The organism is Pseudomonas marvdashtae, assembly GCF_014268655.2.
Lineage (GTDB): Bacteria > Pseudomonadota > Gammaproteobacteria > Pseudomonadales > Pseudomonadaceae > Aquipseudomonas > Aquipseudomonas marvdashtae.
The window spans coordinates 3,558,659-3,582,728 of the sequence record NZ_JABWQX020000001.1 but is presented as its reverse complement, the minus strand read 5'-3'; the positions used below and the strand labels follow the sequence as shown (position 1 = coordinate 3,582,728).

The following is a 24,070-nucleotide window of genomic DNA, read 5'->3' as shown; positions in this document are numbered from 1 at the left end:
GCATCGCTACGGCGGTGCCTGTTGTTGAGTTTTTCATCACGGAGGCGATGGACAGACATGACTATCCCGGACAACAACCCCGAGCGACAAAGCGGCACTTCAAGTCAGGGTCGACCTGACGAGTCCCTTAACCACATCAAGGAGGACGTGAACGAAGCCATCGGCAGCGCCCGCGAAAAGGCCGATGCTCACTTCGGCCAATACCGCGATACCGCGGCGGACCAGATCGATGCCTTGGCGCGTGGCGCCAAGTCGGCCATGTCGGAACTCGAAGCCAACGACACCCTTGGCCTCTCGCATTACTTGGCGGACATGGCCGATAGCATGAGCGGTCTGGCCGGCAAGTTGCGCAACAAGAGCGCCGAAGAGTTGCTGCACGACGGCTCTCGCCTGGCACGGGACAATCCCGGTCTGTTCCTCGCCGGCAGCATCGCCGTGGGCTTCGGCCTGTCGCGGTTCCTCAAGGCCGGCACCTCCCCGGTTGCCACTGAGGTCGAGGACCCCGCCGCCGGGAGTTCGAATCCACCGGCCGGCGGATTCGGCGCCCAGCGACCCTTCGAGTCCACCCCAGACCCCATCGGTCCGGGTGCCGCAACAACATCAAGCAGTGGCCTGGCCACCGGCGTTACCCCGACTTCACCCAGCGTCCAAGACCATCCCAGTGACTCAGCCACCGGCTCGCTGCCGGGTTCGGCCAATACCAGAGGAGAATTGTGATGAACCGACCAGACCCAGATCTACAGCGCCCCACCGGGACCACGGCCCCCGAGAACGATGCGTCGGTCATGGGCTTGCTCAGGCAACTGACCCATGAAGTCCCTTCGCTGTTCACTAAGGAATTGGCGCTGGCCAAGGCTGAGTTTCAGGCCAGTCTCAACTCGCTGAAGGCGGGCATCGCCGGAGTGGCCGGCGGCGCGATGGTGCTGCTGGCCGGTTTTATCATCCTGCTGATGGCAGTGGTGTATGGCCTGAGTACGATGATGGCGCCGTGGCTGGCCGCGCTGATCGTCGGTGTGGTGGCGATGATCATCGGCTTCGTCATGGTCCAGTCGGGCAAGAAGCAGTTCGAACCATCCCACTTCAAGCCTGACCGAACGCTCGATGCCTTGAACAAAGACCAGGAAGCCCTGCGGAGGAAAGCCTCATGAAGGATGAATTCAAAACCGAATCCGAAAAGAGCCCGGAAACCATCGAACGCGAGATCGATGAGCAGCGCGCCCATATCAGCCACATCGTCGATGCCTTGGGCAGCAAGTTCACCCCGGGGCAAATGCTCGATCAGGCACTGGGCCTGGTGAAGGGCAATGGCGCGGAATTTTTCGGCAACCTCGGCACCACGGTGCGCAATAACCCGGTGCCGACCGTGTTGACCACGGTCGGCTTGTGCTGGTTGATGCTCGGCCAGAACCACCCGCCGCGGGTCGGCTATCGCGTCGGACCCGACCAGGACGGCAGCGGCTGGAGCGAGGGACTTGCCGGTGGCCTGGGCAGCGCCAAGGATCATTTGCATGACACCACCGATTCGTTGCGCGAGGGCTTCCATCATCTTAAGGACAAGGCTTCGCACCTGACTGACGGCCTCGGTGCCAGCGCCCGTCATGCCCGCCACAGCGCCCATGAAACCGGGGCGCGAATGAGCCAGGGTACCCAGGACCTGGGCGAGCAGTTCAGTCGTCTGCTCAAGGAGCAACCGCTGATGCTGGCGGCTGCGGGTATCGCCTTGGGCGCCATGCTGGGGGCTGCGTTGCCTGGCACGTCGACCGAACAGCGGGTGATGGGCAGGACCAGCGCCGACCTGGCTGACAAGGCCAAGCAAAAGGCGCGCGAAGGCTATGAAACGGTGCGCGATACGGTGAGCAAGACCACTGAGCATCGTGACGAGCCAGCCGCCACGCCAGCCACTGGACACGCGCATTCCGGCGCGGATCTGTCCGGCGGGTTGGGTACCTCGTAGGCGAGCGCAAGAGGCGGTGCGGGATGTTCCCGCGCCGTACCTGTCAGGTTGGCAGGAGCCTCGGCTGTTGTGCGGTTATTTCATCTGAAGTACACCGTTCCCAAGGAGGCAGCACATGAAACATCAGGTCCCGTTCAGCGGCCATCTGGTCTTCATCGGCTTCGGTTCCATTGCCCGAGCCACGTTGCCCTTGCTACTCAGGCAGGACCATATCGAGGTCGAGCGCATCACCGTCATCGCACCGGTGATTGAGCAGGAGATCTGGTTCAAGGAGCGGGGCATTCGTTTTGTCCGCAAGGCGCTGACCGAGCAGACCTTTGTACAGACGCTGGATCGCTTCGTGAAACCCGGGGACTTCATCGTCAACTTGTCAGTGGAGGTCAGCTCATTGGCCGTCATGGCGTACGCCTTCGACAAGGGCGCCCTGTACTTGGACACCTGCGTCGAACCCTGGGCCGGTGGCTATGACGATCCGCACCTGGACCTTTCCCACCGCACCAATTATGCGTTGCGCTATCAAGTACTGGACCTGCGCCGGAGGTTGGGCAAAGGCCCGACGGCAGTCGTTGCCCACGGCGCCAATCCAGGCTTGATTACCCATTTGCTCAAAGCTGGACTGATGGAGTTGGCGGTGCAGTTGGACCATCCATTGCCCCAAGACCGCGAAGGCATCGACTGGGCGCGGTTATGCATGGAGATGGGGATCAAGGTCATTCATTTTGCCGAACGCGATACCCAGCGTTCGCAGCGTCCCAAGGAGGACGATGAGTTCGTCAACAGCTGGTCGGTGGAAGGCTTCATCAGCGAGGGCAGCCAGCCGGCGGAACTGGGATGGGGCAGCCATGAGCGCAGTTGGCCGACGCCTGCCCGGCGTCATCGCTTCGGCACTCGCAACACGATTTATCTCGAACGCCCGAGTGCCAGCGTGCTGGTCAAGACGTGGACGCCGTTGGGCGGTCCCTGCCTGGGGCTGATGATTACTCATCATGAAACCGCATCGACGGCTGACCTGCTGACCGTCAAGGAGCAACGCAGATTGGTCTATCGACCGACGCTGCATTACGCCTATCACCCTTGCAATGACGCACTGCTGTCGATTCATGAGCTGGTCGGTCGCGGCTGGGAAACGCAAGCCCGGCAACGCATCCTCAATGGCGAAATCGACAGCGGCGGTGCCGACGCCCTCGGTGTCTTGCTGATGGGCCATGAGCTGAATGCCTACTGGTTCGGTTCGGTGCTGAGCATCGACGAGGCCCGGGCGCTGGTGCCCTTCAACAATGCCACCAGCCTGCAAGTGGCGGCGGGGGTGCTGTCGGGCATCGTCTGGGCGGTAGAGCATCCGGACCGTGGCATCGTCGAGCCCGAGCAAATGGATTACCAGCGTGTGCTGGAAGTCGCACGGCCTTACCTCGGCACGCTGGTGGGCCAGCGTACCGACTGGACGCCCAGCGGTTCGAACCATAGAACCTCTACGGACGGGGCGGCGGACGATTGGCAATTCGAGCATTTCACGCGGTTCTGAAACAGCCGACCTGTGGCGAGGGAGCTGGCGCGCGCTGGGGGGGCGCAGCGCCCCCAATGCAAGCGACTCGGCCAGCTTGGCTCAACACCTATACTCATTCCCTGAGATCATCTGAATCCGGGGTGGGCAATCGTGCTGCGTGTGCTGATGCTGTCCGTTCTGCTCGTCCTGGCGGGGTGCGCCACGTCGCAGCGCGGTCAGCAGGTCGCCCCGGTGGCGATCCCCGAGGGCATTTGGCGACAGGTTGATCGACAGATCATTGCCGCGTCGAAAAGCGCCACAGAGCAAGCCGGGCTCTATGCGCGCGGCTCTATGGAGCATTGGCGGGTGCTGGTGTATGAGCGCACGGAGGCCGAGTTCATACCCTGGTTCAGCAGTTATTGGACCCAGGAGTGGCTGGCCGTGAAGGTCAGCTGGTATTCGGCCAGCGCAGAGGGCGAGGCGGATTCGTCGGCCAAGCGCCTGGCGATTTACCTGCAGGAGCAATATCGCGAACAGGTGCTGGAACCGGTGGCGGTGGAAATCGATCCCGAGGCGATCAGGGCCAACGCGACGGCTTACTACCTGCGCCTGCTGAATCAGCAGGTCCAGGTGATCGCGCAACGGCATCGCATCCCCCTCGAACTGATGAATCGGCGCCTGCACGGAATCCGGGCGATCAACCTGGGGCCGCCAGCGGCGCGCAACGCGTCGCTGTACGAGGTGGTCCACACCGAACCGCTCAATACACTGCCGGCCTATGCGGCGCTGATCGATCACGTCGACAAGGCCGCCGACACCGGTTCTGGCCCCTCGGATGCGGTGATCGCCACGGTGGCACAACGCACCAGCGAAAAAATCGAGGCGCAATTCGCCACCCGAGGCGCGGCCGGGGCGGCGGCGGCCGTGGCCGGCAAGGCCGCAGGTGCGTTGATTTCGGTGGGCGTGGCGGGCATTCGCGCGATCCTCCACGAGGGCGACCGGCCGGAAATGGAAGCGCACATTCGTAAAAGCCTGAGCGCGGCGTTCGACGAAGCCTGGTTCAAATCCCTCAAGCACCCTCTCAGCGGGGTGATGGCGCCGGTGTATTACCTGGGCGGGGAAATCGATAGCAACCTGGTGGAAGCGGACCTCAACAATCGGCCTGCGAATCTACCAGCCCTGACGCCCTAGTCGCTCACTCAGACCCCAGCGTCACGCGGCAGCCCTTGCGATGGCGGATCTGTTCGTCCGAGGGGCGTTCCCTGATGAATTCAAAGCGCGGCTCGCCTTCGCTGTAGATCACCAGCCAGCCCCATTCCAATTCATTCTCATCCTGCCCTGGCCGGGGCGGCGCGGCCCACCAGGGTTCTTTTTGCATGATCTGGCGCATCGTTTACCTCCTGCCGGTTGATCCCTTGAACTATAGACTGCGGGATTTTCATCCCGCTCAGTGTGCTCTGCCCCCGCCCAACGGCGTCTAGCGTCTGTATCCCCGCACTCGAACGGGGAATGACTGGACCCATGCGCACATGCAAGCACTGTTGAACGAGATCCTCGATGCGGTTCGCCCCCTGATCGGCCAGGGCAAGGTGGCCGACTACATTCCCGCCCTCGGCACGGTGCCGGCCAATCAGTTGGGCATCGCCGTGTACAGCAATGACGGTGAGATGTATTGCGCAGGCGATGCTGAAACGCCGTTTTCGGTACAGAGCATTTCCAAGGTGTTCAGCCTGGTGCAGGCGATCGAGCATTCCGGCGAAGCCATCTGGCAACGCTTGGGCCACGAGCCGTCCGGCCAGCCCTTCAACTCGCTGGTGCAACTGGAATTCGAACGCGGCCGACCGCGCAATCCGTTCATCAACGCCGGTGCCCTGGTGATCTGCGACATCAATCAATCACGCTTTGCCGCTCCGGCGCTGTCGATGCGGGATTTCGTACGTCGCTTGTCGGGCAATCCCCAAGTGATGGTGGATGGCAAGGTCGCCGAGTCGGAATACCAGCACCGTGCGCGAAACGCGGCGATGGCCTACCTGATGCAATCCTTCGGCAATTTCCACAACGACGTGGAAGCGGTGTTGCGCAGCTATTTCAGCCACTGCGCGCTACGAATGAACTGCATCGACCTGGCGCGGGCGTTCTGCTTCCTGGCCAATGATGGCTTCTGCAAGCACAGCGGCGAGCAGATCCTCAGCGCTCGCCAGACCCAGCAGGTCAACTCCATCATGGCCACCAGCGGCCTGTACGACGAGGCGGGCAATTTCGCCTATCGCGTTGGCCTGCCGGGCAAGAGCGGCGTGGGCGGTGGGATTGTCGCCGTGGTGCCGGGGCAGTTCACGGTCTGCGTCTGGTCGCCGGAACTCAACGTTGCCGGCAATTCCCTCGCCGGTATGGCGGCGCTGGAACTGCTCAGCCAACGGATCGGCTGGTCGGTTTTCTGATGACAAAAAAAGGGCCCGCTCCTGATTCAGGAGCGGGCCCTTTTGTTTTATGGATTTTCAGCAGAGGCGGTCGATGACCCGAACCTCAGCGCTGTCCTGCACCGACGGCCAGGCCTGGGTCAGCGTTTGTAGCACGCGACTCATGAAGTCCTTGTCGGCGGCGGCTTTCTTGCCGACGTAGCCCTGGCCACGGCGGTACATCTTCAGCCGGGCACACAGGTCTTGCTGGTGCTTGTCGAACTCGTCTTCCTGGGTGAAGGGCGAGAGGCAGTCCATATGGACCTGGCCGTTCTTGCTGATCCACAGGATGTGGCTGTCCAGGCTGTCTTTGTGTGCTGCGAACATGCGAGCCAGTTCATCAATAGATGGTTGATTATTCAGATTCATGTGTAAGCCCCTTGACCATTTGGTTGATCTGTCTGGTGGTTCGCAAAACTTCGCTGTTCGGTGTTTGTTTGCCTGTCGCCGAAACCAGGCCGTCAGCGTTCGTCCGTCGAGTTTCGACGGGGTCGTGCATCAGTTGTGTAGTGTTATCGAAGGGCTGCTACGCAAATGCGCTACAACGAAGAGAAACAGCGAAGAATCTTCAGGCCAGTGTCGACTTTGAGGGTCGAGCCCATGCGTCATGAGGATTGATCGCCAGCGTTTCTCGTCCTTGTCACCGGACGGTCATGCCAGGTCAGCACCTTCAATCTGCCTTGTGGGCAGTCCCTTTATCGAAAAAACAGCTCGGCGGTCAGACGAGCTTGCTCAAACATTTGCCTGTACTCCCGATCGGGGAGACGTCTGCATCATGCAAGGGCAAATCGGAGGCGTCAACGGTTTTGTAGTGATTATTTTTGTTCACTACATATTGTCGGACAAAATGGTTTGGGTATGAAAAAGCGGCTGCGAGTGGTTTCCCGTGGCGAGGGAGCTTGCTCCCGCTGGGGCGCGAAGCGGCCCTCAAAAAGGCACATGCGATGTATCAGATATAGCGCGTGTGTTTCCTTGGGGCTGCTACGCAACCCAGCGGGAGCAAGCTCCCTCGCCACGGGGATCGCATCTGGCTTTGTCTTCTGCGGCAGGGCTCAGGTCGCCTTGGCCTTGCTCGTCTTGCGCGGTGCGCCGCCAGCCTTGCGCTTGGTCGGCTTGCGTTTGTTTTTCCACGGCGTAGCCCCGCGCCCGGCGGGGCTGGCCGGGCCGCTGATGGTCAAGCTCATGCCCTGACAGCGGGCGACGTGCTTGCTCATCCAGGCGGCTTGCCGGGTGACGAATTCTTCCAGGCTCATTTCGCCGCTTTGCACCATGTCCAACGCTTGTTCCCAGATCGCGGTGGTACCTGGATCTGCAATCGCGCGAGGTACGGCGTCGATCAGGCTGAACGCTGCCGGGGTGGCGGACAAGGCCTTGCCGTTCTTCACCAGGTAACCGCGGTCGAGCAGGCCCTGGATGATCGAGGCGCGGGTCGCTTCGGTGCCGATGCCGGTGGTGTCCTTGAGCTTCTGCTTGAGCAACGGATCCTGCACCAGCTTGGCGACGTTCTTCATCGCCTTGATCAGGTCGCCCTCGGTGAACGGCTTGGGCGGCTGGGTCCACAGGTCCTTGGGCGTAACCGCATCCACCTTGCAGTCACCGCCCTCGGCCAGCGGCGGCAAGGTTTGTGGCGCGGGTGCTTCGCGGCCCCGTGCCGGTGCGAGTGCTTCGGGCAGGGCGCGCTTCCAGCCGGGTTCGACGATCTGCTTGCCGACGGCGCGCAGATCCTGGCCGGCACAATCGAAGTCGGCCTGGGTCCGGTCGTATTCATGGTTGGGCAGGAACTGCGCCAGGTAGCGCGCGCGAATCAGCGTGTAGACGGCGCGCTGCTTGCCGGCGAGCTTGTCGAGGTTTTTCGCCGCAGCCGTGGGGATGATGCCGTGGTGCGCGCTGACCTTGGCGTCGTTCCAGGCGCGGGATTTACGTTGGGGTTGCAGGTGATCGCGCAGCGGTGCAAGGCCCGGGTCGGCCTGGGCGAGGGCGGCCAGGATGGCAGGGGCTTCGCTGTGCTGGCTCACTGGCAGGAAACCGCAATCGCTGCGGGGATAGGTGATGAGCTTGTAGGTTTCGTAGAGCGACTGGGCAACGTCCAGGGTCTCCTGGGCGCCAAGGCCGAGCTTCTTCGAGCAGACTTCCTGCAGGGTGCCCAGGTCGAACGGCAGCGGCGCCGCTTCGCGCAGGCGTTCGGTGCGTACCTTGATGACCCGGGCGGTGGCAGCGTTGCCCATGGCCTGGGCGGCGTCTCGGGCCAGGGCCTGGTTCAGGCAGCGTTCCTGGTCGTCGCAGGCGTCCGGATCGGCGCGCCATTGAGCGGTGAAGGCGGTGCCGGCATCGCTCAGTTGCACGTCGATGGCCCAGTAGGCGACCGGTACGAAGTCGGCAATGCTGCGGTCGCGATCCACCACCAGACGCAGGGTCGGTGTCTGCACGCGGCCCACCGGCAAGACGCCTTGGTAACCGGATTGGCGACCCAGGAGCGTGAACAGGCGACTCATGTTCATGCCGATCAGCCAATCGGCCCGTGAGCGACCGAGGGCCGAATGGTACAGGTTGAAAGTTTCCGCGCCGGGCTTGAGCGCGCCGAGGGCCTTGCGGATCGACGCGTCGTCCAGGGCCGACAGCCACAGTCGCTGAATCGGTCCGCGATAGCGGCAATGCTCGACCAGCTCCCGGGCGATCATTTCGCCCTCGCGGTCGGCATCGGTGGCGATGATCAGTTCCGTCGCTTCACCCAAGAGCCGCTTGACCGCTTTGTACTGCCCGGCGGTTTTCGGCTTGACCGTCATTTTCCATTGCACCGGCACGATGGGCAGGTCGGCCAGCGCCCAGCGCTTGTAGCGCGCGTCGTAGGCGTCGGGTGGGGCGGTCTCCAGCAGATGGCCGATGCACCAGGTGACCGTGACGTTCGCGCCCAGCCAGCAACCGTCGCCGCGCCGCGTGGCGCTCAGCACGGTGGCGATGTCCTTGGCCTGGGACGGTTTTTCACACAGGTACAACCGCATAACGCCTCTTCCTAAGCGGGTTTCATGGGGCCGTAGCATGGTCAGGGATCGGCGCCGGAGCAAGCTTTATCTGTATGGATATACAGATAAAACATTGCGCTGCGTTGCAACAGCCCGCTTGTCTTGTCGCTCGGCGACTGAATAGGCAAGCAGAATGAATTTCTTGCAAGGCCATAGCTCATAACTTGCAGAGCGATTGAAACCGCAGAGCAAGTTAATGGAATCAAGGAGAGTCACTTTCATGAATTCGATGCCGAAGGGCAACGGACAGGCGACCACGCGTTTGATTCTCGTTGTTGAGGATGATCCGACCATCCTGGAGTTTTTGTGTGAAATCCTCGAGGAAGAAGGATTTGTCGTCGAGCCTCGGGAAAGCGCCGATTCGGCACTGACTTTTCTCGAGGAAAGCGCCGATTACGTGGACTTGTTACTCACTGACATCACCATGCCCGGGGAAATGGATGGAGCGGACCTGGCCAATCTCACGGGAGATCGCTGGCCGCAGATACCCTTGCTGATCATGTCGGGCTTCGAGACGCCGGAGAGCGCGGGGATCAAGCATCACGCCTCGTTCATCGCCAAGCCGTGGGCGCTGGGGCAGATGCTGGACCTGGTGGAAAATACGGTGAAAGATCATTCGGTGCATTGATCGAGACAGGCGCCGGGGCGGGGCGTTTATTCACGTTTAGGTTGCAAAACGGCGGTTGCCCCTATGACAATGCGAGTCATTATCAGTCGCGAATTATTCCATTGTCATGTCCGCCAACGATCTGTCCTTACGCAGCGCCGTCAACGATCTGTATTGCGACCATCACGGTTGGCTTCAGGGATGGCTTCGCAAGCGCCTCGGTAACACGTTCGATGCGGCGGATCTGGCCCAGGATACTTTCGTACGCGTGATCAAGGCGCGCTCCGCGCTGGATATCCGCGAACCGCGACCTTACCTGTCGATGATCGCCAAGGGATTGCTGATCGATCTTTTTCGCCGCCGCTCTCTTGAACAGTCCTACCTCGAAGCCTTGGCGGCGATGCCTGAGTCACAGCAACCGTCGTTGGAAGAGCAGGCGATCCTGTTCCAGGCCCTGATGGAAATTGACCGGCTCTTGCAGGGCTTGGGTCCCAAGGTCAAGCAAGCGTTCATCCTGTCGCAATTCAACGGCCTGACCTACCCGCAAATCGCCGAGCGCCTCGGCGTCAGCGTGCGCACAATCAACAATCACATGGCCAAGGCCATGGAGCACTGCTGTCTGATGCAGCTCCAGTTACAGCTCCCATGAGCCTGTCGCCCGAGCAATTGCAGGCCATTCGTGTGGCGGCGCAATGGTACGCCCGGCTTCATTCCGGCATCACGACGGACGCGGAACGGGCGGGATGGCGCGCCTGGCTGGCTGCGGACGCCTTGAATGACCAAGCGTGGCAGCGCGTGGCGGCGGTCTCCGAGCAAATGTCCAGCGTGCCAGGTGCATTGGCCGCCCCGACCTTGAGCACCAGCCCCGGCCGATCCCGTCGGCAGGTGCTGCGAAGCGCCTTGTTGCTGACCTCCGCAGGCTGCCTGGGCTGGTTGAGTTGGCGCAGCGAGACCGCGCAGAACCTGCTTTGCGACGTCCGCACGGGCGTCGGCGAGCGGCGGGAGGTCCGGTTGGCGGACGGCAGCAGGGTGTTGCTCAATACCAATACATCGGTCGACGTTCGTTTCGACGGACAACAACGGATCTTGAAGCTGCTGTGGGGCGAAATCATCGTGACGACTGCGGCTGATCCCTCGCAGCGTCCATTCAAGGTGTTCACCGACCAAGCCGAAGTGCTTGCCTTGGGAACACGCTTTATCGTGCGCGCTAACAGTCAGGGCGGGGAGGTCTCGGTACTTGAAAAGGCGGTGGAGGTCAGGCTGCTCGGTGGCGGGCCGGCAGTCCGAGTCGACGCTGGCAGACAGCTAGGCTTCGACCGCCAATCGCTCGGTACGCTGCGGGCCAATGACGTATCGGTCGGTGCCTGGCAGCAAGGCAGCGTCATCGCCATTGACCGGCCGCTGGCGGCGTTACTCACGGAGCTTTCACGCTATCGCCTGGGAATACTGCGTTGTGACCCGGCTATCGGCGACTTGAAAGTCTCAGGTGTTTTCCCCATCGACAATACCGACCTTGCCCTGGCGGCCCTGGAAACCGGCTTTTCGTTGCGAGTGACGCGATACAGCCGATTCTGGGTCCAGGTGTCTCGCGGCGAACGAGGCTGACGCGCACGCGTTGATGCAATTAAAAAACTTTTGCACTTTTCATCGGCATGGTTCGGCTCATCCCTCAGTGAGTTTCTTGATTGTTTGGGGGAGGGGACGCATGTCTTGCGTGAACACGCCAGGTCGTCTGGCGATTGCAATGAAAATCGGTTTATTGGCTGCTACGTCTTCCTGTGCCTGGGAGGCGTCAGCCAATCCCGTTCCAGAGGCCCCGGCGCAGCAACGCGCGGTGCAGGCTTACGATATTGGCGCGGGCTCGCTCGTCGATGTGCTGACGCGTTTCTCCAGCCAGGCCGGTGTCGCCATTTCGTTCGATGCCGCACAGCTGCGGGGCTTGCAGTCGCGCGGCCTGAACGGCTTTTTTGGCGTGGACGAGGGCTTCGCTCGCATCCTGGACGACAGCGGCCTGCAAGCCGAACCCCAGGCCAACGGGACCTATCGGCTTCGTGCCGCACCCTCGCGCGGTTCGGCCATGGAACTGGGCACCACCACCATCGACGGACAGTTGCTCACGGCAACCACGGAGAACAGCGGCTCCTACACCACCGGGGCGGTCACCATTGGCAAAGGTGAACACTCGCTACGCGAAACGCCGCAGTCGGTCACGGTGATTACCCGCAAGATGCTCGACGACCAGAACCTGAACACCATCGATCAGGTGATGGAGAAAACGCCTGGCATTACCGTCTACGACTCGACGATGGGCGGCAAATATTTCTATTCCCGCGGGTTCCGGATGTCGGGCCAATACCAGTACGACGGTGTTCCGCTGGACATGGGCAACAGCTATGTCCAGGCCGACAGCTTCAGCAGTGACATGGCCTACTACGACCGCGTTGAAGTCCTGCGCGGTGCGGCCGGGATGATGAAGGGCTCCGGCGGTACTTCGGGGGGCGTCAATTTTGTTCGCAAGCGCGGCCAGGCCACGCCCCAGACTGAACTCAGCCTCTCGGGTGGCACTTGGAACAACTACCGCGGGCAAGTCGATACCGGCGGTCCGCTGAACGACGCCGGCACTGTACGGGGCAGGGCGGTGATTGCCGAACAGAGCCGGCGTTATTTCTACGACGATGCCCAACGCAAGGATCAGGTCTACTACGGTGCCCTGGACGTCGACTTGACGTCCGACACCACGCTCGGCCTGGGCGTGGCCTATGAGGACGTCGACGCGAGCCCGTGCTGGGGCGGCCTTGCGCGCTACCGCGATGGCAGTGATCTCAAGCTCAGCCGTTCCACCTGCCTGGACCCGTCGTGGAATACCTGGCGCAGTCAGCGGACCACGGTCTTTGGTGACCTGCGGCATTCGCTCAACGACGACTGGGCGGTGAAGGTCGCAGGTGTCTATACGAAAAATACCCAGGACATCAAATATGCGTTCGCATCAGGTTCGGTGGCGCCCGGCGCCTCCACCACCAACCTGCTTGGCAGCATGTACGACTACGATCAGGTCGACTACGGTCTGGACGCCTATCTGGACGGCACCTTCCAAGCCCTCGGTCAGCGACATGAATTGATTCTCGGCGTCAACGCCAGTCGTTCGGACAAGGACGATTTCTACTCGGTCGCCTTGTTGCCGCAGAAGCAGAACGTATTCGATCCGGACCGGCACATCCCGGAACCGGACGACAGTTACTTCATTGAAAATTCGACTCGCGGCGGACCGGTCAAAACCGTCACCGAGCAGCAGGGCGTGTATTCGACCCTGCGCCTGAAGTTGGCGGACCCGTTGACCTTCGTCGTGGGCAGCCGGGTGAGCTGGTACAGCTCCAAGAGCGACTCGGTGTTTCTCACGGGCGGTACGGAACACGCCAGGAGCACCGAGACCGGCCAGGTCACGCCCTTTGCCGGCGTGTTGCTGGACCTCAACGAAAACCTGACGGCCTACGCCAGTTACTCGGACATCTTCACGCCCCAAGGCAACTACCGCTCGCAAAGTGGCTCGGCGCTCAAGCCACTGGTAGGTGAAAGTTATGAACTGGGGATAAAGGGAGAATGGTTCCAAGGGCGCTTGAACACGGCCTTCAACCTGTTCCGCACCGTGCAGAAGGACCAGGCCCAGACGGATTTCAACTCGACCTGCGCCTCATCGGATGGCTATTGCTACGAGAACGCCGGCAAGGTTCGCGCCCAGGGTTTCGAAGCCGAGATCAGCGGCGAAGTCATCGAGCGACTGCAACTGCTCGCCGGTTATACCTACACCCAGACCAAGACCCTGGAAGACATCGACACCAGCCTCAATGGCGGTTCGTTCAACAGCTATGTGCCGCGTCATGTGCTGCGCCTGTGGGGCGATTATGCCTTGGGCGGGGCCTTCGAGCGCTTCAATGTCGGCGCCGGGGTCAACGCGCAGAGCGATAATTTCCGTGTATCGCCGGTGAGCGGTGAAAAGATCACCCAGGCCGGTTATGCGGTGTGGAACGGTCGTATCGGTTATCGCATCGATGACACCTGGTCCGTGGCACTCAATGGCAACAACCTGTTCGACAAGCGCTACTACACCACCATCGGGACCGAGGGCTTCGGTAACTATTACGGTGAGCCGCGCAATTTCACCGCGACGGTGAAGGCGCGCTTCTGAAAACCATGGCGAGGGGCATCTGCTCCCTCGCCATACTCGGGTTTCAGTTGGTATCCAAATCCACGTGCCTGGTTTCCCGCAGGCAAATCATCCCCACCACCAGGCTCACGCCAGTGATCACCACCGGGTACCACAGCCCATAGAAAATATCCCCGGTATAGACCACCAGCGCGAACGACACGGTGGGCAGGAAGCCGCCGAACCAGCCATTGCCAATGTGGTATGGAAGGGACATCGAGGTGTAGCGGATGCGGGTCGGGAACAGCTCCACCATCAGCGCCGCCAGCGGGCCGTAGCACATCGCCGAGATGATGATCAGCGCGACGATCAGTGCGACGATCATCGGCCGATTGATCTGCTGGGCGTCGGCCTGTTGCGGGTAGCCCGCCAGCGTCACCGCGCCGCGCAGGGCGGCCTCGTCGTAGCCTTCGAGTTTCACGTCACCGACGCTGACTTGCACGGTGCTGCCGGCAGGCGCCGCGACGCTGCTGTAGGGCAGGCCCTGCTTGACCAGGAAGGTCTTGACCTTGTCGCAGGGGCTGTCGAAACGCGCCTTGCCCACCGGGTCGAACTGGAAGGTACAGGTGGCCGGATCGGCGACCACGGTGATCGGTGCCTGGCGGCTTGCCAGGTCGATGGCCGGGTTGGCGTAATGCGCAAGCGTCTTGAAGATCGGAAAGTACAACGCCGTCGCCAGCAGCAGGCCGATCATCAGGACCGGCTTGCGTCCGACTTTGTCCGACAGCCAGCCAAAGAAGATGAAGAACGGTGCGCCGATGATGACGCTGACGATCAGCAGGCTATTGGCGAGTGCCGGGTCCATCTTGAGGAATTGGGTGAGGAAAAACAGCACATAGAATTGCGCGGCATAGAAGGTCACCGCTTGCCCGGCGTTGATGCTGAACAGGGCGATCAGCACCACTTTCAGGTTCTCCCATTTGCCGAACGATTCGCGGATCGGCGCCTTGCAGCACTTGCCTTCTTCTTTCATTTTCAAGAACGCTGGCGATTCGTGCAGGCTCAGGCGGATCCAGGTGGAAATGCCCAGCAGCAGGATCGACAGCAGGAACGGAATGCGCCAGCCCCAGACTTCGAACTGGTCACCGGTAAAGTAACGGCACCCCAGCACCACCAACAGCGAAAGCAACAGCCCCAGGGTGGCGGTGGACTGAATCCAACTGGTGTGGAAACCACGTTTGCCCATCGGCGCGTGCTCGGCGACATAGGTGGCCGCGCCGCCGTACTCCCCGCCCAAGGCCAGGCCCTGGAGCATGCGCAACACCACCAGGATGATCGGTGCGGCGATGCCGATGCTGGCGTAGTTGGGCAGCAGGCCGACGCAGAACGTGGCCAGGCCCATCAGCACGATGGTCGCCAGGAAGGTGTATTTGCGCCCGATCATGTCGCCCAATCGACCAAACACCAAGGCGCCGAACGGACGCACGATGAAGCCGGCGGCGAAGGCCATCAAGGCAAAAATGAACGCCGTGGTGTCGTTCACCCCGGCAAAGAACTGCTTGCTGATCACCGCCGCCAGGGCGCCGTAGAGAAAAAAGTCGTACCACTCGAACACCGTCCCCAGGGACGAGGCGAAGATGACTTTCTGCGTTTCCTGACTGGTGCCGGCGCTGCGCGTGGCTTCCAGGGGCTGAACATGCTCAGACATAGCGGTATCCCTCACAGTGATTGTTTTTGTTGTTCCACTGCAACGCCGGGTGGGGCGTCTCCTGACTTGACGCATTTTCCTTGGTTTACATTTGTTCCCTCGCCACGGGGGCTCTTGGTGTTTTTCAGACCGTGGCGGGCTGCTTTTGTGTCGTGATGCTGGTGATCGCTGGCGCTAGCATCATCTGCGCCGCCTTCTCGGCAATCATCAGCGTCGGCGAGCAGGTGTTGCCCGAGATGATGTGCGGCATGATCGATGCGTCGGCGATGCGCAGGCCCTTGATGCCATGCACGCGCAATTGCGCATCCACCACGGCGTCGGCGTCCGGGCCCATGCGGCAAGTGCCCACCGGATGGAAAATCGTCGTGCCGATGCGCGCGGCGGCCTGGTGCAATTCTTCTTCGGTTTGCAGGCTGGGGCCGGGCAGGTATTCCACCGGCTTGAAGGCGCCCAGGGCCGGGGAGGCGACGATGCGTCGGGTCAGGCGGATGGCGTCGGCGGCGACCCGCAGGTCTTCGGGATGGCTCAGGTAATTGGGCTGGATCAACGGCGCGTCATGGGGATCGGCTGAGCGGACGTCTACGCGACCGCGGCTCATCGGGCGCAGATCGCAGACCGATGCGGTGAACGCCGCAAAGCTGTGCAATGGTTCGCCGAAGCGCTCCAGGGACAACGGTTGTACGTGGTACTCAAGGTTGGCCGAGGTCTGTTCCGGGCCCGAGCGGGCGAACGCGCCGAGTTGGCTCGGGGCCATGGACAACGGGCCGCTGCGGTCGTACAGGTAGCGCAAGCCCATGCCCATCTTGCCCCACAGCGTGCCGGCGATCTGGTTAAGCGTGCGGGCGTTTTCCAACTGGTAGATCAGCCGCAACTGCAAATGATCCTGCAAGTTGCCGCCAACGCCGGGCAACTCGTGGACCACGCCGATGCCCAGGCGCTGCAACAGGCTGCGCGGGCCGATCCCAGAGCGCTGCAAGATGCCCGGCGAACCAACGGCACCGGCGCACAGGACGATTTCCTTGCGGGCCTTGAACGTCATGTTTTTGCCTTGCCAGCGGGCGCTGACGGCATGGGCGCGGTCGTCACGCAACAACACGCGATCGACCTCGACCTCGGTCAATATCGTCAGGTTGGGGCGGTTGCGAATCGGTTTGAGAAAGGCCTTGGCGGCGTTCCAGCGCACCCCGGCTTTCTGGTTGACCTGGAAGTAGCCACAGCCTTCGTTGTCGCCACCGTTGAAATCGTCGACGCTGGGGATGCCGCTCTGCTCGGCAGCGGTGCGGAAGGCGTCGAGAATCGGCCATGACAGGCGCTGGCGTTCGACTCGCCATTCCCCGTTCACGCCATGAAAATCGGAGTCTCCCGCGAAGTGGTTTTCGCTCTGTCTGAACAGCGGCAACACGTCTTTCCAGGCCCAGCCGGGATTACCCTCGGCGGCCCAGCCGTCGTAGTCCGCGGCCTGGCCGCGCATGTAGATCATGCCGTTGATCGACGAGCAGCCGCCCAACACCTTGCCGCGCGGATAGCTCAGCGCGCGCCCTTGCAGGCCCGGTTGTGCTTCGGTCTTGAAGCACCAGTCGGTGCGCGGGTTACCGATGCAGAACAGGTAGCCGACCGGGATATGAATCCAGGGGTAATTGTCACGGCCACCGGCTTCGAGCAGCAGCACCCGGTGTTGCGGATTGGCCGAAAGCCGGTTGGCCAGAAGGCATCCAGCGGGGCCGGCGCCCACGACCACGTAATCGTATTCATCGACGACAGGTTGCATTCGCGACCTCATTTTTTGTTCTTGTGGGACTCATCCTAGTTGTTAGTTTTCGTCAAAAGAATGTTAGTTTTTGCGCAGCGGCTGTGCGTTTATAAACAGCCCCTCACTTTCAGGCGTTTGCAAGGAAGGCTCATGTTCGATTGGAATGACCTGCGCTACTTCCTGGAACTGCAACGCAGCGGCCGCTTGTTGACCGCCGCGCGACGGCTCAACACCACCCATGCCACGGTGGCGCGGCACATCGAGGCCATTGAGAAAAGTCTCGGCACGGCGTTGTTTGTCCAGCACGCCCAGGGCTATGAGCTGACCCCAGCGGGTGAAGCACTGCTCAAGCATGCCGAGGCCATGGAAAATGTCGCGCTGCTGGCCCAGGAGGACATCACCCAATCCAGCGCGCCCTTGGGCAAGATCCGCCTCGGCGTTACAGAAGGGCTGGGCATCATGTTCCTGGCCAGTCGCATGAACGGGTTGTTCGAACGTTATCCGGGGTTGGAGGTTGAGCTGGTGGCGGTGCCGCGGTTCGTCAGCATCCTCAACCGCGAGGCGGAAATCAGTATTCATCTCGAACGCCCGGCGGCCGACCTGCTGGTGACGCGAAAACTCACCGATTACCGCCTGGCCCTGTATGCCAGCCAGGCCTACCTGGACCGCTCGCCGCCGTTGCGCAGCCGCGAGGATCTGGCCCGTCACGCCTGGATCGGCTACGTCGACGACCTGCTGTTCAGCCAGGAATTGATGTTCCTCAACAGCTTTTGCCGCAAGCCCCGAGTCGTCTTCCACAGCACCAGTGTCATCGCCCAGCAGCAGGCCGCGCGTTCGGGCCTTGGGATCGCCGTGCTGCCGTGCTACATGGCCAGCAGCGATCCGACGCTGGTGCCTTTGCTGCCGGACGAAAGCATCTGCCGCAGCTACTGGATCAGTACCCGCCGCGAGCTGCACAAATCCGTCCGATTGCGCGTGTTGTGGGATTACGCGGTGCAATTGTGCGAGCGTGAGCAGGGGCTGCTGTTGCCCTGACTCTAAGGTTATGTCTGAACGATCAGTATGTATTTTCAACCTTAAAAATCAGATGGTTGCAATTTGTTCCATGAGAGCAAGCTCCCTCGGCACAATCACAAGCGCAGCCAACCTGTGAACTGACTGGCGGCGCTTGTCAGAAAAAACCGACAGGAGTACAAATGTACTCCATGACGACTCTCACTCCTCGCCGCACCGCTATCCTGACCTTTATCCGCGAACGCATCGCCGAGCAGGGCCAGTCTCCGAGCCTTGCTGAAATCAGCGAGGCGTTTGGTTTCGCCTCTCGCAGCGTGGCGCGCAAGCATGTGCTGGCGTTGACCGAGGCCGGTTTCATCGAGGTCAATGCGCACCAGGCCCGAGGCATTCGGCTGCTGAACCAGCCGCCACGGCCCGAGTTGCTGGACGTGCCGGTGCTGGGGCGGGTGGCTGCCGGGCTGCCGATTGGTGCCGACGCCGAGGTTCACAGCCGCCTGCTGCTGGACCCGGCGATTTTCACCAAGGCGCCGGATTATCTGTTGCGGGTCCAGGGCGATTCGATGATCGAGGACGGCATCCTCGACGGTGACCTGGTGGGCGTGCAGCGCACGCCCCAGGCCGCCAATGGGCAGATCGTCGTGGCGCGCCTGGACGGGGAAGTGACCATCAAGCGCTTCGAGCAAATCGGCGAGCGCGTGCGCCTGTTGCCCCGCAATCCGGCCTATCAGCCAATCATCGTTGAAGCCGACCAGGACCTGGCGATCGAAGGCGTGTTCTGTGGCCTGGTGAGACAAGGCTGATGGGCGCTGTCGTTGCGCTGGATACGCTGTTCAATGGCGGCCAGGTCTGGAAGGGGCGACCTGCGCCGCCGGCCGCCAGTCCGCAGCCCACCGGTCATGCGGCGCTGGACGCGGCATTGCCCAATGGCGGCTGGCCGGAAGCGGCACTGACGGAAATTCTTATCGGCGCGCCGGGCGTGGGCGAGTTGCAACTGGTCTGGCCGACCCTCGCGCGGCTGTCGGCGGCGGGGGAGCGGATCGTGCTGGTGGCGCCGCCGTTCGTACCCTATCCCCAGGCTTGGCGAAATGCCGGGGTCGACCTGCGCCAGCTGTCGATCATCCAGGCCGATCAACGCGATGCCTTGTGGGCCACTGAGCAATGCTTGCGTTCGGGCAGTTGCGGCGCGGTGCTGTGCTGGCCTCGGCAGGCGGATGACCGGGCCCTGCGCCGTTTGCAAGTCGCGGCGGAAACCGGCCAGACCCTGGCGTTCGCCTGGCGCTCGATCCAGGAAGCCATCAACCCGTCTCCGGCGGCCCTGCGGATTGCCATCGATGCCCGGCCGGCACAATTGCGAGTGCTCAAGTCCCGGGGCGGGCTGGCTCGTTCGGCACCGATTGCGTTTCCCACGCGCACCGAGCATTGAGGTTGCGATGCGCTGGGTCTGTATCCTCTTTCCGCAATTGGCGCTGGACGCCGCGCTGCGCCAGCGCCCCGATCCCGACGAGCCCCTGGCGCTGCTGACCGGTCCGGCCCAGCGTCGGGTGTTGCAAGCGGTCAATGAACCGGCCCGCGCCCTGGGCTTGCGGCCCGGGCAGACCATGACCGCCGCCCAGGCCCTGAGCAAAGGGTTTGCCACGGCCGAGTACGACGCGGCGCAGATCGAGCACTGGCAACAATTTCTAGCCGCCTGGGCCTACCGCTTCAGTTCCCAGGTCAGCGTGCATTACCCGCGCACGGTGGTGTTCGAAATCGAATCGAGCCTGGGGCTGTTCGGGCCCTGGCCGGTGTTCGAGGCACGCTTGCGGGACGAACTGACGGAACTGGGCTTTCGCCATCGCATCGTCGCCGCTCCCAACCCGGTGGCGGCGCGGGTACTGGCCAATGCTTATGATGCCCTGGTGGTGCCCGATGGCGAGACCCTGCAAGCGTACCTGGGGCACATGCCCGTGGACCGCATCGGCCTGGCGCCCGACGTCGCCACGGCGTTGTCGCGCATGGGGCTGCGCCGCCTGGATCAGGTCCAGGCCTTGCCCCGGCACACCCTGGCGCGGCGCTTCGAGGCCGACGTGCTCAAGCACTTCGACGCGCTGACGGGCAGTCGCACCCTGGCGCTGTCGTTCTACTTGCCTGCGGACCGTTTCGATGCGCGTATCGAGCTCAATTACGACGTGCAATCGCACCAAGCGTTGCTGTTTCCGTTGCGCCGCTTGACCGGTGATCTGTCGGCCTTTTTATGCGGGCGCGACAGCGGCGTGCAGCGCTTTGACCTGCATCTGGAGCATGCGGGTTTGCCCGACACGGTGATCAAGGTCGGCCTGCTCAGCTCCGAGCGGGACCCTTCGATGCTGTTCGAACTGGCCCGTGGCCGTCTCGAACAGGTACAGGTCGAGGCACCCGTGCGCGGTTTTCGGTTGTGCGCCGAAGACCTGCCGAGCTTCGTGCCCCAGCGCCTGGAGTTGTTCGACGAACGTCCCCAGCAGTCCTTGCCCTGGGAGCAATTGCGCGAACGACTGCGGGCGCGCCTGGGCGACGATGCCGTGCAGGGGCTGGGGTTTGGCGACGATCATCGACCCGAGTGCGCTTGGCAACTGACGCCCGAGCCGCGGCTCCAGGCCTGTCCTCTGCGCGATGAAGTCCAGCGTCCCGGCTGGTTGCTTGGCGAGCCCCAAGCGTTGCCCGAAGGCCAGGCGCGCATCCTCATGGGCCCGGAACGCATCGAGTCCGGCTGGTGGGACGGCGCCGATGTGCGCCGCGATTACTACCTGATCGAAACCCGTACCGGGCAACGGGCCTGGGCCTATCGACCGGTGGGCGAAAGCGGGCCGTTATGGCTGCAAGGCTGGTTCGCATGAGCATCGACTACGCCGAACTGCATTGTTTGTCGAATTTCAGCTTCCAGCGCGGCGCCTCCAGCGCCCTGGAGCTGTGTCGCCGTGCCAGACAGCAGGGCTATCGGGCCCTGGCGATTACCGATGAGTGCACCCTGGCCGGGATCGTCCGAGCCTGGCAGGCGGCCAAAGAGCTGGACCTGCAACTGATCGTGGGCAGCGAAATCCAGGTCGAGGATGGCCCCAAGCTGGTGCTGCTGGTGGAAAATCTCGAAGGCTATCAAGCCTTGTGCCGGTTGATTACCCGCGCCCGGCGTCGCAGCGAGAAGGGCCGTTATCGCATCGTCCGGGAAGATTTCGACGAACCCCTGCCGGGACTGTTGGCGTTGTGGGTTCCCGACGGCAAGGACCCCGAGGCGCAAGGCCGTTGGCTCCAACGGTTTTTTGCCGGGCGCCTGTGGCTGGCCGTGCAGCTGCATTGCGGACAGGACGACCGCAAGCGCCTGGCCGACTTGCTGGCGTTGGCCGCACGCCTGGACCTTCCCGCCGTCGCCACGGGCGATGTGCACATGCATGTTCGCGGTCGCCGCGCCTTGCAAGACACCATGACCGCCATCCGCCACCACGTCACCGTGGCCGACGCCGGCCAGCGCTTGCACCCTAACGGCGAACGCCATCTGCGCAATCGCAAGGATCTGGCCGATCTCTACCCTCGCGCCTTGCTCGACGAAACCCTGGAGATCGCCCAGCGTTGCACCTTCGATCTCGATCAGTTGCGCTATGAATACCCGCGCGAGCTGGTTCCTGAGGGCCACGACCCGGCGTCCTGGCTGCGGGAGCTGGCCGAACGCGGCATGCGCGAGCGGTGGAAGGACGGCGTGGAAGACAAGGTGCGGGTGCAGATCGACAAGGAATTGAAGTTGATCGCCGAGCTGGGTTACGACAGCTATTTCCTCACGGTCCACGATATCGTCAGGTTTGCCCGCAGCCGCCATATTCTCTGCCAGGGACGCGGCTCAGCGGCCAACTCGGCGGTGTGCTACGCCCTGGGCATCACCGAAATCGACCCGAGCTGTACGGACATGCTGTTCGAGCGTTTCCTGTCCCGCGAGCGCAATGAACCGCCGGACATCGATGTCGATTTCGAACACGAGCGCCGTGAAGAAGTCTTGCAGTACGTGTTCCAGCGTTATGGCCGTCATCGCGCGGCGTTGACCGCAGTGGTCAGCAGTTACCACGGCGCCGGGGCGGTGCGCGACGTGGCCAAGGCCCTGGGCCTGCCGCCGGACCAGGTCAATGCCCTGGCCGATTGCTGCGGGCGTTGGAGTGACGAGGCACCGCCATTGGACCGCTTGCGTGAGGGTGGTTTCGACCCGGACAGCCCGGTGTTGCGCCGGGTGCTGGGGTTGACCCAGCAGTTGATCGGCTTTCCCCGGCACTTGTCCCAGCACCCCGGCGGCTTCGTGATTTCCCAGCAACCCCTGGACACCCTGGTGCCGGTGGAAAACGCCGCCATGGCCGAGCGCACCATCATCCAGTGGGACAAGGACGACCTTGATGCGGTCGGGCTGCTCAAGGTGGACATCCTGGCCTTGGGCATGCTCAGCGCGATTCGCCGATGTTTCGATTTGATCGCGCACTACCGGGGCATGCGCCATACCTTGGCGTCGCTGGCTAAGGACGATAAAGCCACGTTCGACATGATCAGCCGCGCCGACACCATCGGCGTGTTCCAGATCGAATCCCGGGCGCAGATGGCGATGTTGCCGCGGCTCAAACCCAAGGAGTATTACGACCTGGTGATCGAAGTGGCGATCGTGCGGCCGGGACCGATCCAGGGCGGCATGGTGCATCCGTATCTGCGTCGGCGGAACAAGGAGGAGGCTGTCACTTACCCTTCGCCAGAATTGGAAGAAGTATTGGGACGTACCTTGGGTGTTCCGCTATTTCAGGAGCAGGTCATGCAGATCGCCATCGTCGCCGCGGGTTACAGCCCGGGCGAAGCGGACCAGCTGCGGCGCTCCATGGCTGCCTGGAAACGCCACGGTGGGCTTGAGCCTCACAAGAAGCGGCTGGCCGACGGGATGGAGGCCAGGGGTTACAGCCTTGAATATGCCGCGCAAATCTTCGAGCAGATCAAAGGCTTCGGCAATTACGGTTTCCCTGAATCCCACGCCGCCAGTTTCGCCTTGCTGACCTACGCCAGCAGCTGGCTCAAATGCCACGAACCGGCGGCGTTCGCCTGTGCCTTGATCAACAGCTGGCCCATGGGTTTCTACAGTCCTGACCAGATCCTCCAGGATGCTCGCCGTCATCAATTGCAGATCCGTCCGGTGGACGTGCGCGCCAGCGATTGGGACTGCAGTCTTGAACCCTTGGAGGGCCGGCAACCGGCCATTCGCATGGGCCTGCGCATGATCAAGGGTTTTCGCGAGGACGATGCCAGGCGCATTGAGGTGGCTCGCGGGCAGCGGGCTTTCAGCGATGTGGCCGACCTCGGCGAGCGTGCTCGACTTGATGCCCGGGCCTTGGCGCAATTGGCTGACGCCAGTGCCTTGCGCGGTCTGGCCGGAGATCGCCACCGCGCCCGTTGGGAAATTGCCGGGGTACAAGAACAACTGGGCCTGTTCGCGGGCTTGCCCAGTCAGGAAGAGCCGCCCGTGGACCTGCCAAAACCCACCGTGGGAGAAAACCTGTTCGCCGACTACGCCACGCTGGGCACGACGTTGGGCCCCCATCCGCTGGCCTTGCTGCGTCCCGAACTGCGCGCCCGGCGCTGCCGCAGTTCGCGGGAATTGCAGGACGTTGAACATGGTCGCAACGTCAGCGTCGCCGGTCTGGTCACCGGTCGCCAGCGCCCGGGGACGGCCAGCGGCGTGACCTTCGTCACCCTGGAAGATGAATTCGGCAACCTCAACGTAGTGGTCTGGCGCGACCTCGCCGAACGCCAGCGCAAGGTCCTGGTGGGATCGCAATTGCTCAGGGTGGATGGGCGCTGGGAGAGTGTCGGTGAAGTCCGCCACCTGATCGCCGGGCGCTTGAGCGACCTGACCGGACTCCTGGCGGGCATCCATGTGCGCAGTCGCGATTTCCGTTAACCACCTTGCAC

20 protein-coding genes are annotated in these 24,070 nt (G+C 62.5%); 15 read left to right on the top strand and 5 right to left on the bottom strand.

The genetic code is table 11. The features are described from left to right. The first annotated feature begins 57 nt into the window (after positions 1-57). From HU742_RS16060 to HU742_RS16040, 5 genes are all read left to right on the top strand, one after another. On the top strand, positions 58-717 hold the full coding sequence (locus tag HU742_RS16060) for a hypothetical protein (protein ID WP_186640333.1): 660 nt from the start codon (positions 58-60) through the stop codon (positions 715-717). Next, positions 717-1,148, top strand: a complete 432-nt coding sequence (locus tag HU742_RS16055) for a phage holin family protein (protein ID WP_186640335.1) — start codon at positions 717-719, stop codon at positions 1,146-1,148. The genes HU742_RS16060 and HU742_RS16055 overlap by 1 nt, the downstream gene beginning before the upstream one ends. Beyond that, positions 1,145-1,954 (top strand): DUF3618 domain-containing protein, encoded by an 810-nt coding sequence (locus HU742_RS16050; protein WP_186643237.1) that lies wholly within the window; start codon positions 1,145-1,147, stop codon positions 1,952-1,954. Before HU742_RS16055 ends, HU742_RS16050 begins: the two co-directional genes overlap by 4 nt. 115 nt (positions 1,955-2,069) lie before the next feature. Continuing rightward, complete coding sequence (locus HU742_RS16045; protein WP_186643238.1) at positions 2,070-3,476, top strand: saccharopine dehydrogenase NADP-binding domain-containing protein; 1,407 nt, start codon at positions 2,070-2,072, stop codon at positions 3,474-3,476. Between the two features lie 132 nt (positions 3,477-3,608). Further along, positions 3,609-4,628 carry a hypothetical protein gene (locus HU742_RS16040; protein ID WP_186643239.1) on the top strand — a complete coding sequence of 340 codons (1,020 nt, stop codon included), beginning with the start codon at positions 3,609-3,611 and terminating at the stop codon, positions 4,626-4,628. Positions 4,629-4,632: 4 nt separating this feature from the next. Here HU742_RS16040 and HU742_RS16035 read toward each other — a convergent pair whose 3' ends face one another. Further along, the gene (locus HU742_RS16035) at positions 4,633-4,827 is read right to left on the bottom strand and encodes a hypothetical protein (protein WP_186609658.1); all 195 of its coding nucleotides are present in this window, start codon (positions 4,825-4,827) and stop codon (positions 4,633-4,635) included. A 139-nt stretch (positions 4,828-4,966) separates the two neighbouring features. On the opposite strand from HU742_RS16035, the gene glsB reads away from it, so the two are divergent. After that, positions 4,967-5,875, top strand: a complete 909-nt coding sequence (gene glsB, locus HU742_RS16030; RefSeq protein WP_186640343.1) for a glutaminase B — start codon at positions 4,967-4,969, stop codon at positions 5,873-5,875. 57 nt (positions 5,876-5,932) lie between these two features. Here glsB and HU742_RS16025 read toward each other — a convergent pair whose 3' ends face one another. Together HU742_RS16025 and HU742_RS16020 are read right to left on the bottom strand one after the other, a co-directional pair. Continuing rightward, entirely contained in the window at positions 5,933-6,262 is a 330-nt protein-coding gene (locus HU742_RS16025) for a hypothetical protein (protein ID WP_186643240.1), read from the bottom strand. 683 nt (positions 6,263-6,945) lie between these two features. Beyond that, a complete protein-coding gene (locus HU742_RS16020) occupies positions 6,946-8,892 on the bottom strand; it encodes a DNA topoisomerase III (protein WP_186643241.1) in 1,947 nt (648 codons plus the stop codon). Positions 8,893-9,133: 241 nt separating this feature from the next. Between HU742_RS16020 and HU742_RS16015 the strand changes: the two genes are divergently transcribed. From HU742_RS16015 to HU742_RS16000, 4 genes are all read left to right on the top strand, one after another. Next, a complete protein-coding gene (locus HU742_RS16015; protein ID WP_186609654.1) occupies positions 9,134-9,541 on the top strand; it encodes a response regulator in 408 nt (135 codons plus the stop codon). Positions 9,542-9,647: 106 nt separating this feature from the next. Beyond that, positions 9,648-10,169 (top strand): sigma-70 family RNA polymerase sigma factor, encoded by a 522-nt coding sequence (locus HU742_RS16010; protein WP_186609653.1) that lies wholly within the window; start codon positions 9,648-9,650, stop codon positions 10,167-10,169. Next, positions 10,166-11,125 carry a FecR domain-containing protein gene (locus tag HU742_RS16005; protein WP_186640349.1) on the top strand — a complete coding sequence of 320 codons (960 nt, stop codon included), beginning with the start codon at positions 10,166-10,168 and terminating at the stop codon, positions 11,123-11,125. The genes HU742_RS16010 and HU742_RS16005 overlap by 4 nt, the downstream gene beginning before the upstream one ends. Positions 11,126-11,225: 100 nt before the next feature. Continuing rightward, positions 11,226-13,703, top strand: coding sequence for a TonB-dependent siderophore receptor (locus tag HU742_RS16000; protein WP_186643242.1), 2,478 nt, complete (start codon positions 11,226-11,228; stop codon positions 13,701-13,703). Between the two features lie 43 nt (positions 13,704-13,746). On the opposite strand, the gene HU742_RS15995 is transcribed toward HU742_RS16000, so the two are convergent. Further along, on the bottom strand, positions 13,747-15,369 hold the full coding sequence (locus HU742_RS15995) for an MFS transporter (RefSeq protein ID WP_186643243.1): 1,623 nt from the start codon (positions 15,367-15,369) through the stop codon (positions 13,747-13,749). A 124-nt stretch (positions 15,370-15,493) separates the two neighbouring features. Beyond that, positions 15,494-17,137, bottom strand: coding sequence for a GMC family oxidoreductase (locus tag HU742_RS15990; RefSeq protein WP_186640355.1), 1,644 nt, complete (start codon positions 17,135-17,137; stop codon positions 15,494-15,496). Between the two features lie 132 nt (positions 17,138-17,269). On the opposite strand from HU742_RS15990, the gene HU742_RS15985 reads away from it, so the two are divergent. The 5 genes from HU742_RS15985 to HU742_RS15965 all read left to right on the top strand — a co-directional run bounded on the left by HU742_RS15985 (position 17,270) and on the right by HU742_RS15965 (position 24,059). Continuing rightward, positions 17,270-18,154 carry a LysR family transcriptional regulator gene (locus HU742_RS15985; RefSeq protein WP_186643244.1) on the top strand — a complete coding sequence of 295 codons (885 nt, stop codon included), beginning with the start codon at positions 17,270-17,272 and terminating at the stop codon, positions 18,152-18,154. A 161-nt stretch (positions 18,155-18,315) separates the two neighbouring features. Continuing rightward, entirely contained in the window at positions 18,316-18,933 is a 618-nt protein-coding gene (gene lexA, locus HU742_RS15980) for a transcriptional repressor LexA (RefSeq protein ID WP_186643245.1), read from the top strand. Next, positions 18,933-19,556, top strand: a complete 624-nt coding sequence (imuA, locus tag HU742_RS15975) for a translesion DNA synthesis-associated protein ImuA (protein WP_186643246.1) — start codon at positions 18,933-18,935, stop codon at positions 19,554-19,556. Before lexA ends, imuA begins: the two co-directional genes overlap by 1 nt. A gap of 7 nt (positions 19,557-19,563) precedes the next feature. Beyond that, positions 19,564-20,985, top strand: coding sequence for a Y-family DNA polymerase (locus HU742_RS15970; RefSeq protein ID WP_186643247.1), 1,422 nt, complete (start codon positions 19,564-19,566; stop codon positions 20,983-20,985). Beyond that, complete coding sequence (locus tag HU742_RS15965) at positions 20,961-24,059, top strand: error-prone DNA polymerase (protein WP_202884261.1); 3,099 nt, start codon at positions 20,961-20,963, stop codon at positions 24,057-24,059. The genes HU742_RS15970 and HU742_RS15965 overlap by 25 nt, the downstream gene beginning before the upstream one ends. The last annotated feature ends 11 nt before the right edge of the window (positions 24,060-24,070 follow it).

What these genes read in the sequence shown, in the direction of transcription:
- HU742_RS16060 (WP_186640333.1), top strand. Translation starts at nt 58, where the DNA reads ATGACTATCCCGGACAACAACCCCGAGCGACAAAGCGGCACTTCAAGT.
- HU742_RS16055 (WP_186640335.1), top strand. Translation starts at nt 717, where the DNA reads ATGAACCGACCAGACCCAGATCTACAGCGCCCCACCGGGACCACGGCC.
- HU742_RS16050 (WP_186643237.1), top strand. Translation starts at nt 1,145, where the DNA reads ATGAAGGATGAATTCAAAACCGAATCCGAAAAGAGCCCGGAAACCATC.
- HU742_RS16045 (WP_186643238.1), top strand. Translation starts at nt 2,070, where the DNA reads ATGAAACATCAGGTCCCGTTCAGCGGCCATCTGGTCTTCATCGGCTTC.
- HU742_RS16035 (WP_186609658.1), bottom strand. Translation starts at nt 4,827, where the DNA reads ATGCGCCAGATCATGCAAAAAGAACCCTGGTGGGCCGCGCCGCCCCGG.
- glsB (WP_186640343.1), top strand. Translation starts at nt 4,967, where the DNA reads ATGCAAGCACTGTTGAACGAGATCCTCGATGCGGTTCGCCCCCTGATC.
- HU742_RS16025 (WP_186643240.1), bottom strand. Translation starts at nt 6,262, where the DNA reads ATGAATCTGAATAATCAACCATCTATTGATGAACTGGCTCGCATGTTC.
- HU742_RS16020 (WP_186643241.1), bottom strand. Translation starts at nt 8,892, where the DNA reads ATGCGGTTGTACCTGTGTGAAAAACCGTCCCAGGCCAAGGACATCGCC.
- HU742_RS16015 (WP_186609654.1), top strand. Translation starts at nt 9,134, where the DNA reads ATGAATTCGATGCCGAAGGGCAACGGACAGGCGACCACGCGTTTGATT.
- HU742_RS16010 (WP_186609653.1), top strand. Translation starts at nt 9,648, where the DNA reads ATGTCCGCCAACGATCTGTCCTTACGCAGCGCCGTCAACGATCTGTAT.
- HU742_RS16005 (WP_186640349.1), top strand. Translation starts at nt 10,166, where the DNA reads ATGAGCCTGTCGCCCGAGCAATTGCAGGCCATTCGTGTGGCGGCGCAA.
- HU742_RS16000 (WP_186643242.1), top strand. Translation starts at nt 11,226, where the DNA reads ATGTCTTGCGTGAACACGCCAGGTCGTCTGGCGATTGCAATGAAAATC.
- HU742_RS15995 (WP_186643243.1), bottom strand. Translation starts at nt 15,369, where the DNA reads ATGTCTGAGCATGTTCAGCCCCTGGAAGCCACGCGCAGCGCCGGCACC.
- HU742_RS15990 (WP_186640355.1), bottom strand. Translation starts at nt 17,137, where the DNA reads ATGCAACCTGTCGTCGATGAATACGATTACGTGGTCGTGGGCGCCGGC.
- HU742_RS15985 (WP_186643244.1), top strand. Translation starts at nt 17,270, where the DNA reads ATGTTCGATTGGAATGACCTGCGCTACTTCCTGGAACTGCAACGCAGC.
- lexA (WP_186643245.1), top strand. Translation starts at nt 18,316, where the DNA reads ATGTACTCCATGACGACTCTCACTCCTCGCCGCACCGCTATCCTGACC.
- imuA (WP_186643246.1), top strand. Translation starts at nt 18,933, where the DNA reads ATGGGCGCTGTCGTTGCGCTGGATACGCTGTTCAATGGCGGCCAGGTC.
- HU742_RS15970 (WP_186643247.1), top strand. Translation starts at nt 19,564, where the DNA reads ATGCGCTGGGTCTGTATCCTCTTTCCGCAATTGGCGCTGGACGCCGCG.
- HU742_RS15965 (WP_202884261.1), top strand. Translation starts at nt 20,961, where the DNA reads ATGGCTGCAAGGCTGGTTCGCATGAGCATCGACTACGCCGAACTGCAT.